Annotated in this window: 16 protein-coding genes; 14 read left to right on the forward strand and 2 right to left on the reverse strand. The window is 74.1% G+C overall.

Annotated features, from left to right (window positions below; all coding sequences use genetic code 11):
- The first annotated feature begins 183 nt into the window (after nt 1-183).
- Nucleotides 184-600, forward strand: a complete 417-nt coding sequence (locus B9W62_RS38465; RefSeq protein ID WP_087811520.1) for a hypothetical protein — start codon at nt 184-186, stop codon at nt 598-600.
- Here B9W62_RS38465 and B9W62_RS38470 read toward each other — a convergent pair.
- Nucleotides 578-1,123, reverse strand: a complete 546-nt coding sequence (locus B9W62_RS38470) for a GNAT family N-acetyltransferase (RefSeq protein WP_087811521.1) — start codon at nt 1,121-1,123, stop codon at nt 578-580. The two genes, B9W62_RS38465 and B9W62_RS38470, sit on opposite strands and share 23 nt — an antisense overlap.
- Nucleotides 1,124-1,194: 71 nt before the next feature.
- Here B9W62_RS38470 and B9W62_RS38475 point away from each other — a divergent pair, with 71 nt between their 5' ends.
- The 7 genes from B9W62_RS38475 (at nt 1,195) to B9W62_RS38505 (ending at nt 7,356) form a co-directional block, all read left to right on the forward strand.
- A complete protein-coding gene (locus B9W62_RS38475; RefSeq protein WP_087811522.1) occupies nt 1,195-1,785 on the forward strand; it encodes a TetR family transcriptional regulator in 591 nt (196 codons plus the stop codon).
- 14 nt (nt 1,786-1,799) lie between these two features.
- On the forward strand, nt 1,800-2,240 hold the full coding sequence (locus B9W62_RS38480; protein ID WP_087811523.1) for an OsmC family protein: 441 nt from the start codon (nt 1,800-1,802) through the stop codon (nt 2,238-2,240).
- A 159-nt stretch (nt 2,241-2,399) separates the two neighbouring features.
- A complete protein-coding gene (locus B9W62_RS41060; RefSeq protein ID WP_256976729.1) occupies nt 2,400-3,098 on the forward strand; it encodes a hypothetical protein in 699 nt (232 codons plus the stop codon).
- Nucleotides 3,099-3,260: 162 nt separating this feature from the next.
- Nucleotides 3,261-3,410, forward strand: a complete 150-nt coding sequence (locus B9W62_RS38490; RefSeq protein ID WP_256976730.1) for a hypothetical protein — start codon at nt 3,261-3,263, stop codon at nt 3,408-3,410.
- A gap of 92 nt (nt 3,411-3,502) precedes the next feature.
- On the forward strand, nt 3,503-5,170 hold the full coding sequence (locus B9W62_RS38495) for a PucR family transcriptional regulator (protein WP_087812306.1): 1,668 nt from the start codon (nt 3,503-3,505) through the stop codon (nt 5,168-5,170).
- A gap of 198 nt (nt 5,171-5,368) precedes the next feature.
- The gene (locus B9W62_RS38500; protein WP_087811525.1) at nt 5,369-6,745 is read left to right on the forward strand and encodes a type III PLP-dependent enzyme domain-containing protein; all 1,377 of its coding nucleotides are present in this window, start codon (nt 5,369-5,371) and stop codon (nt 6,743-6,745) included.
- Between the two features lie 155 nt (nt 6,746-6,900).
- Nucleotides 6,901-7,356: a VOC family protein gene (locus tag B9W62_RS38505; RefSeq protein WP_087811526.1), complete on the forward strand. Its 456-nt coding sequence runs from the start codon at nt 6,901-6,903 to the stop codon at nt 7,354-7,356.
- Between the two features lie 42 nt (nt 7,357-7,398).
- Here B9W62_RS38505 and B9W62_RS38510 read toward each other — a convergent pair whose 3' ends face one another.
- Nucleotides 7,399-8,409 (reverse strand): hypothetical protein, encoded by a 1,011-nt coding sequence (locus B9W62_RS38510; RefSeq protein ID WP_087811527.1) that lies wholly within the window; start codon nt 8,407-8,409, stop codon nt 7,399-7,401.
- Between the two features lie 116 nt (nt 8,410-8,525).
- Between B9W62_RS38510 and B9W62_RS38515 the strand changes: the two genes are divergently transcribed.
- From B9W62_RS38515 to B9W62_RS38540, 6 genes are all read left to right on the forward strand, one after another.
- Nucleotides 8,526-9,185: a TetR/AcrR family transcriptional regulator gene (locus B9W62_RS38515; protein ID WP_087812307.1), complete on the forward strand. Its 660-nt coding sequence runs from the start codon at nt 8,526-8,528 to the stop codon at nt 9,183-9,185.
- A gap of 115 nt (nt 9,186-9,300) precedes the next feature.
- Entirely contained in the window at nt 9,301-9,525 is a 225-nt protein-coding gene (locus B9W62_RS38520; protein WP_087811528.1) for a ferredoxin, read from the forward strand.
- A gap of 60 nt (nt 9,526-9,585) precedes the next feature.
- Entirely contained in the window at nt 9,586-11,172 is a 1,587-nt protein-coding gene (locus B9W62_RS38525) for an ABC transporter substrate-binding protein (RefSeq protein WP_087811529.1), read from the forward strand.
- Nucleotides 11,169-12,119, forward strand: coding sequence for an ABC transporter permease (locus tag B9W62_RS38530; protein WP_087811530.1), 951 nt, complete (start codon nt 11,169-11,171; stop codon nt 12,117-12,119). The genes B9W62_RS38525 and B9W62_RS38530 overlap by 4 nt, the downstream gene beginning before the upstream one ends.
- Nucleotides 12,116-12,976: an ABC transporter permease subunit gene (locus tag B9W62_RS38535; RefSeq protein ID WP_087811531.1), complete on the forward strand. Its 861-nt coding sequence runs from the start codon at nt 12,116-12,118 to the stop codon at nt 12,974-12,976. Before B9W62_RS38530 ends, B9W62_RS38535 begins: the two co-directional genes overlap by 4 nt.
- The gene (locus B9W62_RS38540; RefSeq protein ID WP_087811532.1) at nt 12,973-14,688 is read left to right on the forward strand and encodes an ABC transporter ATP-binding protein; all 1,716 of its coding nucleotides are present in this window, start codon (nt 12,973-12,975) and stop codon (nt 14,686-14,688) included. The genes B9W62_RS38535 and B9W62_RS38540 overlap by 4 nt, the downstream gene beginning before the upstream one ends.
- Nucleotides 14,689-14,747: the final 59 nt, after the last annotated feature.

The raw sequence follows: 14,747 nt of genomic DNA on the forward strand, positions 1-14,747 counted from the left end.
GCGTCGCGGGTCGGCGGTGCCGTCGCACACCTGCTCCGCCGGACGGCGGCGTGCGGTGGCACCGGATTGCCGGCCGGGTGCGCCGGGCTTCCCCGGCCGCACGGCAGGCATCCGCCAGGCTCGGCGGGGCAGTCGGAGTTCACGGCAACTCGCCGCTACGCACCCAGAGATGAGCGTGATGACGTGTCCTTCCCCGAACATCCCGCGACGCCCGCCGACCCGGCGCAGACACCCGACGGAGCCGGAACCGGGCGCGGCGGCAACGGACTTGCCGTCGCCGGGCTCGTGCTCGGCATCCTGGCCGTGGTGCTCTTCTGGACCGTGATCGGCGGCGTGGTGCTCGGCATCCTCGCGCTGGTCTTCGGCATCATCGGCGCGCGCCGAGCCCGCGGCGGCCGCGCGCCGCGCCGCACGATGTCCGTCGTCGCGGCCGTACTGGGCGCACTCGGGGTCATCGGTTCCGTAGTGATCATCGCGATCGGCGCATCGATCCTGAACTCGGACGAGTTCAAGGACTTCGACGACTGCGTGCGGCACGCCGACACCCGGAGCGAGCGGGACGCCTGCGCCGACGACTTCAACGAGGACGTCGGCAACTGATCCGAGCCACGCCGTCGGGGCGCAGGTCGAGGGTCCAGTTCTGGCCGACGAGGTCCTGGCCGTAGCTGTGGTGGCGCTCCTCGTCGGCGAGGGTGAAGCCGAAGCCCTGGTAGATCCGCCGCGCCGCCACGAGCACGTCGTTGGTCCACAGCGTCACCCGTTCGTAGCCCGCCGCGCGGGCGAAGGAGAGGCACTCCCCGACCAGCCGCGTTCCGAGGCCGAGGCCCCTGCCTTCCGGGGTGACGAGCAGGATCCGCAGCCTGGCCGTCTCCGGCCGGTCGCCCGCGACGAGGAAGACGCAGCCCACGCGGCGGCCGTCGACCTCGGCGATCCAGCCCGCCTCGCGGGCCGGATCGTGCCGGGTGGCGTAGTCGGCGACGATCTTGGCGACCAGTGCCTCGAAGTCGGTATTCCAGCCGAACTGCGCGTCGTAGGTCTCGCCGTGGGCCATCACCACCCATCCGAGGTCGCCGGGCCGGTCGGCGCGGCGTACGACGGCCTTCCCCTGATCCTGCTGCGGCATGTGGCGCTCTCCCGGCCCCGTGGTCGTCCCACCGACATCACTGAAACAGTCGTTTCAGTTAGGCTAGCCCCATGCCCCAGGAAGCGCCAACCCCCTCGGCCCGGCGGAACGAACTGCTGGAGGCCGCCTACCGGTACGCCCTCACCCACGGACTGGCCGACCTGTCGCTGCGCCCGCTCGCCGAGGCCGTCGGCTCCAGCCCGCGGGTCCTGCTTTTCCTCTTCGAGAGCAAGGACGGCCTGCTGCGCGCGCTGCTCGCCCGGGCACGCGCCGACGAGCTGGCGCTCCTGGACCGGGTCGGGCGGCCCGATCGTCCCGCGGGACTGGCGCCGGCCGTCGAGCGGGTCTGGACGTGGCTCGCCGCGAAGGAGCACCGGCCGCTGCTGCGGTTGTGGGCCGAGGCCTACGCGCGCTCACTCACCCACCCCGACGGCGCCTGGGCCGGATTCGCCCGCGCGACGGTGGACGACTGGCTCGACGTCCTGGCCGGGTTCCAGGAGCCGTCCGAACGGGACACCGAGGCCGGTGCCGTTCGCCGCACCCTGGCCCTGGCGGTGCTGCGCGGCGCGCTGCTCGACCTGCTCGCCACGGACGACGAGGAGCGGCTCACCGCGGCCGTCGCGCACCAGCTCGCCCTGCTGCGCGACGGTGCGTCGGGGTGACTAGTGTGAACGGCATGAGCGAACAATCGGAGCGTTCCGTCGTCGTCGAACGCACCAGCAGCGGCCAGTTCGTGGCGACCAACACCCGCGGCGGATCGATCGCATTCGGTACGCCCCCGGACAGCGGCCCGGACACCGGGTTCACCCCCGTCGAGCTGTTCCTGGCCGCGATCGGCGGCTGCACCGCCGTGGACGTCGATGCCGCCACCGGCCGTCACGCGGAACCCACCCGGTTCACCGTGGCGGTCAGGGGAGACAAGGTCAGCGACGACCTGGGCAACCGCTTGACCAACCTCGAGGTCGCGTTCACGGTGACCTTCCCGGACGACGAGGGAGCGGAGCGGGCCCGCGCGATCCTGCCCCGCGCGGTCAAGGCCTCCCACGACCGGCTCTGCACCGTGAGCAGGACCGTCGAGGTCGGCACACCGGTGACCACGACGGTCACCGACGCCTGACGCCCGTGCGGGGGCGCGGCACTGCTGAGGTGCCGCGCCCCCGCCCGCCCGCGGTCCGGCCACCCGTTCGGCCCGATCCCGGTCCCGCCGGCCTCAGACGCGCCATACTGGTGCAAATGGGGTGAAACCTCTAAACGGCGAGTTCGCGGAGGCGCAGCGATGCAGCAGCACGCCGAGAACGGCGGCGACCACACGACGGACGCCGCGGAGGAGCCGGAGCCGTACGACGACGAGGTGTACGACGAGGCGTACGACGCGGGGCCGCCCTCGGAGGAGCGCGGCCCCGACGTCTTCCTGGACGTCCCGCAGCTCAAGGTCGACGAGCTCAACCTCGACGTGGAGAACCTGCGGGCCCGGGTGTCCCTCCGGGCCGAGGTGCTCGACCTGCTCAAACTGAACGTGGGCGCCGACGTCGCGCTCGACCAGGTCCACCTCGGCATCTCGGGAGTCGAGGCACAGGCCCAGCTCAAGGTCCGCCTGGACAACGTCGCGCTGATCATCAACCGGGTCCTCACCACGCTCGACCGCAATCCGCAGATCCTCGAGGACCTGGCCCGCGGCGTCGGGTCGGCCGTGCACGACGTGGGCGGGGGCGCCGGGTCAGCCGTCCGGGATGTCGCGGAGGGCGCCGGGTCCGCGGCCGAGGACATCGGCGGCAGCGCCGGTGAGGCCGCCGGAGCGGTCGCGCGCGGCGCGGACGGCGCCGACGCCGTGACGGCACGCCGGCCGGCCGCACGGTCCGGCCACGACACCGGAAGCGAGCGGTCCGCCGGGCGCCCCCGCACCCGCGACGACGCGTCCGCGGCCACGCGGTCCGTCGGACGCCGGGGTGTCAGGAAGCGCGGGGAGCCGCCGTGAACGGTCACGCCGTCGGGCCCGGCCGCCGAGGCCACCGCCGGGCACCCGGCGGGTCCCGGCCCCGCCGTCTCCTTCGACGCGGTCGTCAGCGGCGACCGGCTGCACTTCGCGCGGGCGCCACGGACCCGGGTCTCCTTCCCCGGCACAGGGACGCGCGAGTCGGTGTCCCGTACCGCGCGGACCAACCTCCCCCTGCGGGTGGCCCCCGGGCAGGACTACCGCGAGGTGACCGTGGAGTACCACCTCGCCAGCCGTCTCACCGGGGCCTCGGAGTCGGGCCGGGTGCAGGAGGACGACAGCCGGGCCGAATGACGGCGGTCGTCTTCGCCCGGGACGTGGGCGCAGGCACTTCCGGTTCCGGCGCCGCCCGCGAGGCCGTCGCGGTGGCCGACCATGATGGACGTATGGCAACACAGGAACCGAACCGGTCCGACAGCGGGCCGTCGCTGGAGCAGATTCTCGCTCTGGTCGCCCCCGGGATGCTGGACGTCGTCGCCGCGCCGCGCGGCTCCCGGGTGCCGGTGGCCGACGTGGTGCTGCACGACCCGGGGGAGGAGCGGGACGACGGCAGCTGGGCGGCGTCCGGACTGATCCTGCTCGCGGTCGGTGTGGACGCCGCCTCGCCGGAGGCGATCGACGTGCTGCGCGGTGCCGACCGGGCCGGAGCCGCGGCCGTGGTGCTGCGGCGGGGTGCTCGCGGGCCCGGGGCCGCGCTGCTGGAGGCGGCCGCTTCGGGGCGTACGGCGCTGCTCACCCGTCGGCCGGGGCAGGGGTGGACGGAGGTGCTGGGGCAGTTGCGCACCGCGCTGGCGCACAGCGCCCCCACCGGCACGAGCGGGGTGGAGGGCCTGCGGCTCGGCGACCTGCCGGGGCTCGCCAACACGGTGGCGGCCCTGGTCGGCGGCGCGATCACGATCGAGGATCCCCAGTCACGGGTGCTCGCCTACTCGCGGATGGACCATGAGCCCGATCCGATGCGCAGGCTGACGATCCTCGGGCAGGAGGTCCCCCGCTGGCGGGTGGACGAACTGCGGGAGAGCGGCTTCTTCCAGACCCTGTGGAGCACCGACGGCGTCGTGCGTCTGCCCGCCGACGACCGGTACGCGGAGCGGCTGGCCGTCGCGGTACGCCATGGACCGGAGGTCCTCGGGTCGCTCTGGGCGGCCGCCGACGGCCGGCCGCTGGCCGAGGACGCGGCGGCCGCGCTGCACACCGCGGCGCGGGCCGCCGTGCCGCATCTGTCCCACCACCAGACCTGGGGCCGGGCCGCGGCCAGGGCACGGGAGAGCTCGGTGCACGCCCTGCTCGACGGGAGCGGGCAGGCGGCACGCGTCGCGCACGAGGCCGGGGTCGCGCCCGGGCGGCCGTACACCGTGATGGTCGCGGAGGCGTACGACAGCCGGGACCTGCGGGGCGAACCCGCTCCGGCAGCGGGGATCGCCGCCGAGCAGCGGGTACTGGACGTGCTCGCGCTCCAGGCCGCGGCGTACCGGCCGGGCAGTGTGACGGCGCGGTCGGGGCGACGGCTGTATGTGCTGCTTCCGGCGGGCGAGGGCGAGACGGACCCGGCGCGTGACCTGCTGGCGGCCGCTCGCTCGGTGCCCCGCGGCGTGGTGTTCGCGGGCGTCGGCCCGGTGACGGCGGACCTCTCCGCGCTGCCGGCGTCGCGCGAGGCCGCGGAGCTGGTGGTGCGGGTGCTGGCGGAGCGGGCCGCGCGACGGCCGGCCGCGGACCTGGAGTCCGCGGCGGCGACGTTCGGCGAACTGGTTCCCGAGGTGTCCGCGCTGCGGGTGCTCGACCGGATCGCGCCGTTGTGGGAGAGCCTGTCGGGGCCCGTGCACGCGATGGTGGAGCACGACCGGGCCCACGGCTCGGAGTACGGCGCGTCGGCCGCCGCCTACATCGACGCCTTCGGTGACACGGCCACGGCCGCGGGGCGCCTGAACGTGCATCCGAACACCCTGCGGTACCGGCTGCGGCGGGCTCGGGAACTGTTCGGCGTCGACCTGGCGGACCCCACCCTGCGGCTCCTGGCGGACATCGGACTGCGGCTGGCACGGCGCACGGGGTGACGGCCCCGGCCCCGGGGCGTCGCGGGCACACCGAAGAGACCTTGATCGTCGAGCTGTCGCGGCGGACAGGACACCGACCGTACCGTGGTCGAGCGGGACGAAGACACGACGGGCTTCGCGGAACGAAGCTGGGCGGGCGAAACGGCCGGCCGGCCGTAGAGCGCCGCGCACCACCGATGCGTCTGGAGTGTGTTGACAGTGACTTCCGCTTCCCCCCACCAGCGCGGCAGGGCCCGTGAGGCCGCGCTCGCACGGGCCGTCGAGGACGGCCTGCTGGGCCCGCGAGCGCCCCTGGTCGGTCTCCTCGACGTGGACGGCGTGCTCGCCGCCGTCGAGGCGCTGAACGAGGCGTTCGAGGGGCCGGCCGCCGTGCAGCACACGTTCGCGGCGAAGGCGTGCGGGCTGGTGCCGGTCCTGCGGCTGCTCGCGGAGGCCGGCATGGGGTGCGAAGTGGCCTCGCCCGGGGAGCTGGAGCAGGCCCTGGCAGCCGGGTTCACCTACGACCGGCTGGTCTTCGACAGCCCCGCCAAGACGGTCGAGGAGCTCGAGTTCGCCCTGGCCCACGGAATCGCGATCAACCTGGACAACTTCCAGGAGATGACCCGCGTCGACGGCCTGCTGGCCGGCCGCGAGCCCGCCGGGCCCATCGGACTGCGGGTGAACCCACAGGTCGGATCCGGCGCGATCGGTGCGATGAGCACGGCGACCGCCACCTCCAAGTTCGGCGTCGCGCTGCGCGACGAGGGAGCCGTCGACGCGGTGATCGAGGCCTTCGCCCACCGGCCCTGGCTCAACCGGCTGCACGCCCACGTCGGCTCCCAGGGCTGCCCGCTGCCGCTCATCGCCGAGGGGGTACGGGCGGCGTACGAACTGGCCGAGCGGATCAACGGGGAACTGGGCCGCGCCCAGATCACCGGACTCGACATCGGCGGCGGCCTGCCCGTCAACTTCGACAGCGAGGACGACCGCCCCACGTACGCGGACCACGTCGCCGCGCTGCGCGCCGCCGTGCCCGGCCTCTTCGACGGCCGCTACGCCCTGATCACCGAATTCGGCCGTTCCCTGCTCGCCAAGAGCGGCACCATCGGCTCGGTCGTCGAGTACACCAAGTCGGCCGGCGGCCGCCGGATCGCGGTCACGCACGCGGGGGCCCAAGTGGCCACCCGCACGGTCTTCATGCCGGACGCCTGGCCCCTGCGCGTCGGGGTGTTCGACGCCGCGGGCCGGCCCAAGGGGGGCCCGACCGAGGTCGTCGACATCGCGGGCCCGTGCTGCTTCGCGGGCGATCTGACGGCGACCGGGCGGGAGTTGCCGGCCGTCGAGCCGGGTGACGTGGTGGCGCTGTACGACACCGGGGCGTACTACTTCTCGTCGCACTTCTCGTACAACTCCCTGCCGCGGCCCGCCGTGTACGGCTATCGGACGGGTCCCGGCGGCCGGGTGGCCTTCGCGCTGGTGCGCGAGGCCCAGAGCGTGCGCGGCGTGGTCGAGGAGAGCGGACTCTCCCAGGCGGACGCCCTGGTGACGCTGCGCTCCGGCAACGCCGGGCAGCAGCCGGGGGAGGCGGCGGAATGACCGGCGTCCGGTGATCCGCCGGCACCGCGCGATCCTCGCCGGAACCGCGGTCGGCTCCGTCTCGGTGCTGAGGGCGCTGCGCGCCGAGATCCTGGGCGTCGTCGGGCCTGTCGTGGAGCGGACCGGATGTCAGACCTGTCTGCGAGGCTGCGGGCATGGAGATGACAGTGCAGCTGACGATCGACTGTTCCGATCCGCAGACAATGGTGGCCTTCTGGTCACGGGCCCTGGGCTACGTGCCCGAGCCCGCGCCGGACGGGCACACCACATGGCGCGCCTACTGGGAGGCGATGGGAGTGCCCGCGGACGAGCTTCCGGCCGGGGCCGGCGATGTTCCGGAGTCGATCGTCGATCCGGCCGGGCACGGACCGCGCGTGTGGTTCCAGCAGGTTCCGGAGCCCAAGTCCGCCAAGAACCGGTGGCACTTCGACCTGAAGGTCGGCGGCGGCCGTGACGTCCCGCTCGACGTCCGCGCGCGACGGGTCGGGGCCGCGGTGGACCAGTTGGTCGAGGCCGGTGCCACCGTGCTGCGGATCAGAGACGATCCGGAGACGGGGTTCTACGCCGCCGCCATGCAGGACCCCGAGGGCAACGAGTTCGACGTCGTCTGAGGGCATCCCGGCCGGAAGGGGGAGGCCGCCCCGTGGTGACCGTTACGGCCGGTACCGCTCCGCCACGGCCGCGAAGGCGGCCTTGGGCTCCCACTCCATGTCCGGGTAGGTCCGTCCCCGGTGTCCTTCGAGGAGTTTGACGATGCCCAGGCCGGCTCGGTCCAGGTCCTGTCTGGGGTCGCCGTTGGGGCGGTGCGGGTAGCCGGCCAGGGCGAACAGGAACACGAACGCGCTGTCCACGCCTTCGCTCTCGAAGATCTCCAACAGCTCGCTCAGATACGCGGCCTGGCCCGCCTCGTCGCGCTCGTACACGCCCTTCAGCCGCACGGGGGCCTTGGTCCGCGGATCGTGCTCGACCACTTCCAGCACCCGCCCGCCGCGGTCTCCCGCGCCGCGGTAGGCCGCGGTGCCGAACCCGGTGACGGCGAGCGGCTTCGGGCCCTGCGCCAGGGTGCGCACCGCCTCCCGGAACCGGTCGGCGACCTCGGCGGAGCGGAGCAGTTCGTACGTCACCACGTCGAAGGGGGTCCAGTCGACCTGTTCGAACTGGATGGCCGCGTAGGTGAGCCGGCCCTGGAAGTGCTCGCGGACCGTGGTCACGGCGTCGCGGAGGAACGCGTTGACGCGCACGCCGAGTGCGCGCATGGCTTCGGCCCGGTGCTCGGGTCGGCTCATCAGGTGCCCGACCCGTTCCTCGGGGCTTTCCCCGGGCAGGAACCCGTGGTTCATCACGCTCAGCTCGACCCCGGTGACGAACACGACCGAGGCGCCCTGCTGCCGGAGCCGTTCCGCTCGCACGGCGCAGTCGCGGAAGAGCGTGAGGATCTGCTCCGGGCGCAGTTCCAGCGGATACGGCGAGAACCAGATCTCCAGGCCGAGTTCGGCGGCGGCGCCGGCGGCCACCGCGAGCCGGTCCGGGTCGCCGCCGATGATCTGGACCGCGTTGCAGTGCAGGTCGTCGCGGATGATGGCGAGCTCGCGCCGGACCACGGCGGGGTCGAAGTGCTCGCGGGACAGCCGGCCGTCTGCGACGAGTCCGGTGTCGTAGGTCATTCCTCTTGCTCGCACGGTGACGTCCTCTCTGTCGGTCTCGGGCGGGTCGAGGCTGACAGGAAAAGTGCGTGCACGCAAGTTTGCGTGCGCGCAGTTCCGTGTGGCAGGCTCAGGCCGTGACGACACCACCACCGGGGCTGCGGGAGCGGAAGAAGCAGGCCACGCGCGAGGCGCTGCGCGAGGCGGCCCTGCGGCTGGCCGTGGAGCGTGGACCGGACCAGGTGCGGGTCGAGGACATCGCCGAGGCGGCCGGGGTCTCGCCGCGCACCTACAACAACTACTTCGCCAGCCGTGAGCAGGCGATCGTCTCCGCGGTGACCGCGGACCGGGAGGCGCGGATCGCGGCGGCGGTGGCGGCCCGGCCGGCCGGCGTGCGCCTGGCCGACGCCGTCACCGAGGCGGTGGTCGAGCAGTACGCGAACGAGGGTGAGCGCGAACGCGGAGTCCTCCTGCTGATCACCACCCGGGCCGCGCTGCGCGACGCCTTCCTCGGCAGCACCGCCGGCATCGAGGCCCCTCTGTCGGCGGTGATCGCCGAACGGCTGGACGACGCGGGAGCGCAGACGACTCCCCGCGTTCTCGCGGCAAGCGTCGCCGCGGCGGTGCGCATCGCCCTGGAGGGCTGGCTGCGGCCGGCCGGGGGCGGAGAGGGTGCCGGGAGTCCGGGTGCCGGAGGGCTGGTCGTACCCTCCGGCCCGCTGTCCGGCCGGCTCCGTGCCGCCCTGGCCCCGCTCGCGCCCGCCTTCGACGCCGCCGAGCGACGCACCCGGGACTGACGTCGGTCGCCTGTCCGGTGTCTGCCTGCGCCGACTTGTTGAATATGGATGTCATTACCGACTACTGTCTGAGTGCCGAACAGGCGCCCGCGTGGGCGGTAGCAGGGGGGTTCCCATGTCCTTGGCAGGTCAGGCGTCCGAGGCCGTGAAGGTCAGTGCCGCGCGGGACCGGTGTGCGGGGGCCGGGCAGTGTGTGCTCGCCGCACCGGCCGTCTTCGACCAGGACGAGCAGGAAGGGCTCGTGCTCGTCCTGGACGAGGAGCCTCCCGCCACCCAGTCGGACGCGGTGCGCGAGGCCGTGTGGGCCTGCCCGTCCGGCGCCCTCACCCTGCGCCGCTAGCGCACGCCGCGGCGCGTACCGCGGCGACCCGATCAGCCCAGTTGAACGTCAAGGAGAAGCATGTCCAGACAGATCGACCGCCGCGCCTTCCTCCGTCGCGGCGCGGCGGGGGCCGCCGCTCTGGCGGTGGGACCCGGCCTGCTGGCGGCTTGCTCCACCGACGAGCCCGGCTCAGCCGGGACGTCCGGCTCGGGTTCCCCGGCCCGCTCGGGCGGCACGCTGCGGGCCGCGTTCGTCGGAGGCGGCGCCTCGGAGACGCTCGACTTCTTCAACGGCCCCTCCGCACTGGACCTCGTGCGGGCCCGGGCCTGGCACGGCACCCTGGGCAACCTCGATCCCAGCGGTCCCGACGGAGTGCGCTACGGCGTGCTCAAGGCGATCGACATCTCCGACGACCTGTCGACCTACACGCTGCACGTGCGGCCCGGCGTCCGCTTCACCGACGGCTCCCGGCTGACCTCCGCCGACATCCTGCACTCCCTCAGCGCGCTCGCGGGCAAGAGCAAACTGCCCGTGTACCGGCTCGCCGCCGCCAACTTCGACCTCGCGCGCGCCCGGGCCGACGGGGACCTGAAGGTCGTACTGCCCACCCTTCGGCCCATCGCCGACGGCCGGCTGATCCTCTGCCAGGGCAACTTCCTCGTCGTCAAGGACGGCACCGCACGGTTCCGCAAGGGCATGCCCAGTTGCGGCCCCTTCCGACTGACCGAGTTCACCGCGGGCCAGGGCTCGGCCTTCGAACGCTACGACGACCACTACGGCCACGTGCCCCACCTCGACGGCCTGGAACTGCGGTCGATCGCGGACTCGACGGCCCGCGCGGGGGCGCTCACCGGCGGCGAGATCGACTTCGCCCACGACCTCTCGCCGGTCACCGCACGCACCCTCGCCGACGACGCGAAGGTCGAACTGGCCCCCACGAAGAGCCCTTACCTGGTCGGCCTCTCCTTCCAGATGAACATGAGCGCCAAGCCCTTCGACGACCCGCGGGTGCGGGAGGCGTTCAAACTCGCCGTCGACCGCGAGGCCATGGTGAAGACCGTGTTCTACGGCAACGCCGAGATCGGCAACGACCTGCCCTCCATCGGTTTCCCCGACTACGCCGACGGCATCCCCCAGCGCGCCCACGACCCGGAGCGGGCCCGCGAACTCCTCGCGGAGGCCGGTGCCGACGGAGTGGAGGTCCGACTGACCACCGGACCCGAGACGCCGGGCATGGTGGAGATGGCGGCACTCTTCGTCGAGGACCTGAAGAAGATCGGTGTGCGGGCGTCCGTCCGCGAGCTGCCCGCGGGGCAGCTCTACGCCGACTTCCCCGCGTACTCGGCCCTGCCCCTGGCCGGTTCGTACCAGATGCCCATCCCCGCGCTGTCGACCTACCAGATGAACACGGCGGGCGGATCGCCGTCCGCCTTCGGCTGGAAGAAGTCCGAGACCGACGCCCTCGTGGCACGGGCACGCGCCGAGAGCGACCGGGACCGCGCGAAGAAGCTGGGCACGCAGGCCCAGCGCACCCGTTGGGAAGAGGGCAACCAGGTGCTGCCGGTCTTCAAACCGAACCTGAACGCCCGGGCCAAGGGCGTCGACGGGATATCCGACGACCTCTTCGAGCAGTTCCCCGGCTTCTCCCGGGCGTCGCTGGCGTGAAGCTGCTCGCCTTCGCCGCCCGTCGCCTGGCGGGGGCCGCCGTCCTGCTCGTCCTGCTGTCGGCCGCGGTCTTCGCGGCCACGGCGGTCCTCCCCGGAGACGCCGTCAGCGCGGTCGCCGGTGTGGACGCCTCGGAGGCCCAACGCGCCGAAGTACGGGCCGGACTGGGGCTGGACCGGCCCGCGGCCGAGCGGTACGCCCACTGGGCGGCGGACGCGGTCCGGGGCGATCTGGGCCACGGCTTCGTGGGCGAACGACCGGTCACCGAGGTCCTCGCCACCCGCCTGCCCAACAGCCTGCTCCTCGCCGGACTGACACTCGCCGTCACCGCGCCGCTCGCCGCGCTGCTCGGCCTGTGGACGGGGATGCGCGGCGGCGGCGCCGACCGCGTCGTCTCGACGACCGCCCAGATCCTGGCCGCCGTACCGGAGTTCGTCGTCGCCGCACTGCTCGTCGCCGTACTGGCGGTGTGGCTGGAGGTCCTGCCGCGGGTCTCCGTCATCCCGCTGGGAGGCACACCGCTCGACGTCCCGCACGCGCTGGTGCTGCCCGTACTGACGCTCAGCGCGGTCGGTCTCGCGGTGGCCACCAGGCTGCTGCGGGCCTCCGTGGCGGACACCGCGGCCACACCGTACTGCGAAGCCGCGCGGCTCAACGGCGTGCGCGGCGTCCGGCTCGCGGTGCGCCACATCCTCCCCAACGCCGCAGGACCGGCCGTGCAGGCGCTCACCCTCACCACGGGGGCCCTGGTCGGCTCCGCCGTGGTGGTGGAGAACGTCTTCGACTACCCGGGTATCGGCCGGGAACTGCACCTGGCCGTCGCGGCGCGGGACGTACCGATGGTGCAGGGCATCGCCACCGCCCTGGTCGCGGTAATGCTCGTGGTGCTGCTGCTGGGCGACATCTGCGCGCGTCTGCTGGGCGCACGGGAGGGGCACGGCCGATGACGACGGTCCTGACACCACCACCGGAACGGACACGTCCGAGCTGTCCCGGCACGCCCGCGCGCCGGCGGGCGCCGCTGTTCACCGGAGCGGCCACGCTGCTCGTCCTGCTCGTCGCCCTGCTGGGTCCGGCGGTCGCGCCGCACAGCCCCACCGCGCAGCTCGCCGCGCCCTTCCAGCCGCCGGACGCACAGTTCCTCCTCGGCACCGACGTACTGGGCAGGGACGTGGCGAGCCGGGTACTCGGCGGCGGCCGCACCCTCGTCCTCACCGCGCTGGCGGGAACGGCGGCGGCAGGCGCCGTCGGGCTGACCGCCGGTGTCCTGGCGGCCATGGTCTCCCGCCGGCTGGGCGACCTGCTGGTCCGCTGCGTGGACGCCCTCGCCGTGCTGCCCGCCCTCCTGGTCGTCCTCGTCCTGGCCGCCGGTTTCCCCGGCAGCCACGCCGCCCTCGTGACAGCCGTCGCCCTGGCCACCGCCCCCTTCTCCACCCGGGTACTGCGGGCGGCCGCCGACACGGTCCTGGACAGCGGGTACGTCGAGGCCGCGCTGGCCCGGGGCGACACCCGGCGGGCCGTGCTGCGCCACGACGTGCTGCCCAACATCGCCGGACCGGCCCTCACGGACACGGCGCTGCGCCTGGTCGCCGCCCTGCACCTCACCGCCACCGCGGGCTTCCTCGGCCTCGGTGCGGGAGGAGCGGCGCCCGACTGGGGACGCATGGTGAGCGAGAACGTCCCCGGAGCGACCCTGGCCGCCGCGCCGTTCCTCGCTCCGGCCCTGTTGCTGGTCGTGCTCTCCGTCTGCGTCGGCCTGCTGGCCGGACGGCTGGCGGACACCGTGGGAAGGGGTGCCGCATGACCCGCGACGCGACCGTCCGGCCGTCGGGGGAGGACCCGCTCGCCGAGCTCCGCGGGCTGTCCCTCGGACCTGCGGCCGGCGGTCCGCCCGTCCTGCACGACGCCCACCTGTCGGTGCCGCGCGGGGGAGTGCTGGGGGTGGTGGGCAGGTCGGGGTCCGGCAAGAGCAGCCTGGCGTACAGCCTGCTCGGACATGTCCGCCCGGGCCTGGAGGTGCGTGCCGGGACCGTCCGGGTGGCGGGCCTCGACCCGTTCGTCCGCCGGGACGCCCGCACCCTGCGGGGGCGCGTGGTGTCGTACCTGGGGCAGGACCCCGCCGCCTCGCTCAACCCCGCGCTTAGGATCGGCACGCAGCTGGCCGAGGCGGTGCGCCTGCGCTCCTCCGCGACGCGCGGGTCCCAGGTCCACCGGTGCGTCGACGAACTGCTCCGGTCGGTGCGGCTGCCGGCCGACCCGGGATTCCGGCGACGGCTGCCGCGGCAGGTGTCGGGCGGGCAGGCCCAACGGGTGGCCCTCGCCATCGCGTTGGCCGGCAGGCCCCGCCTCCTGGTCCTCGACGAGCCCACCAGCGGTCTGGACACGGTCCTGGCCGACGGGATGCGGGACCTGCTGGCCGAGGTCCTGTCCGACGGGGACCGCGCCGCGTTGCTGGTCAGCCACGACCCCGCGTGGATCGCGTCCGTGGCGGACCAGGTCATCCGTCTGGACGCGGGCCGGATCGTCGGCGCGGAGCCGCCCCGGTCGCCGCTACCCGCGCCGCGCTCGTTCGCGGGCGCCCCGGTTGCGGGCCCTGTTCCAGCGGGCCCTGTTCCAGCGGGCCCTGTTCCAGCGGGTCCTGTTCCAGCGGGTTCTGGCCCGGCGGACCTCGGCCCGAGGGGTTCCGTCCCGGGAAGTGCCGTGAGCGCCGGTCCCGGTGGAGCCCTGTCCGTACGCGGCCTGGACGCGGCCCATGGGCGTGTCCCCGTGCTGCACGGCATCTCGCTCACCGTCCCGGCAGGCTCCTGCACCGCCGTGGTCGGCCCCTCGGGCTCGGGCAAGACCACCCTCGCCCGGTGTCTCGCGGGGCTGCACCGGCCGGTGCGGGGAAGCGTCGAGTGGCAGGAGGACGGCGCGGAACGAGGGCGTGCGGCCCCCGCGCAACTCGTCGCGCAGGACGCCCGCGGCGCCCTCAATCCCCGGGAGTCCGTGAGCGCCGCGCTCCTGCGCCCCCTCAGGGGGGTGGGGCGCCGGTCCGCCGGTGACGCCTCCCGCGAAGCCGTACGGCTGCTCGGTCTGGTCGGCCTGGACGCGGACGTGCTGGCCCGCCGGCCGGGGGAGTTGTCGGGGGGGCAGCGTCAACGCGTCGCGCTGGCCCGCACGCTGGCGGCCGAGCCACGCGTCCTGGTCTGCGACGAGATCACCTCCGCGCTGGACCCGGAGACGGCCGGCGGCGTCCTCGACCTGCTGGACTCGCTGCGGCACACGCTGGGAATGACGGTCGTGATGGTGACGCACGACCTGACGGCCGCCACCGGTCACGCGCAGCGGGTCGTCGTCCTGGACGCGGGACGCGTGGTGGAGGCCGGTGCCGTGGACCGGGTGCTGAGGACCCCGGAACATCCGGTCACCAGGGAACTGCTCGCGCACGCCGCCCACGCCGCATCCACCGCCCACGCCGCCCCTTCCGGATCCGCCGCCCACGCCGTCCGCGCCGTACCGGACGAGCGGCGGTGACCGGCCCGTCACCGCCGACGGGAGGAGCGCCCGGGTCCCCGGGCGCTCCTCCGCGCGAG

Origin of the sequence: Streptomyces sp. CS113, from assembly GCF_002188365.1 — a bacterium.
GTDB lineage: Bacteria > Actinomycetota > Actinomycetes > Streptomycetales > Streptomycetaceae > Streptomyces > Streptomyces tendae.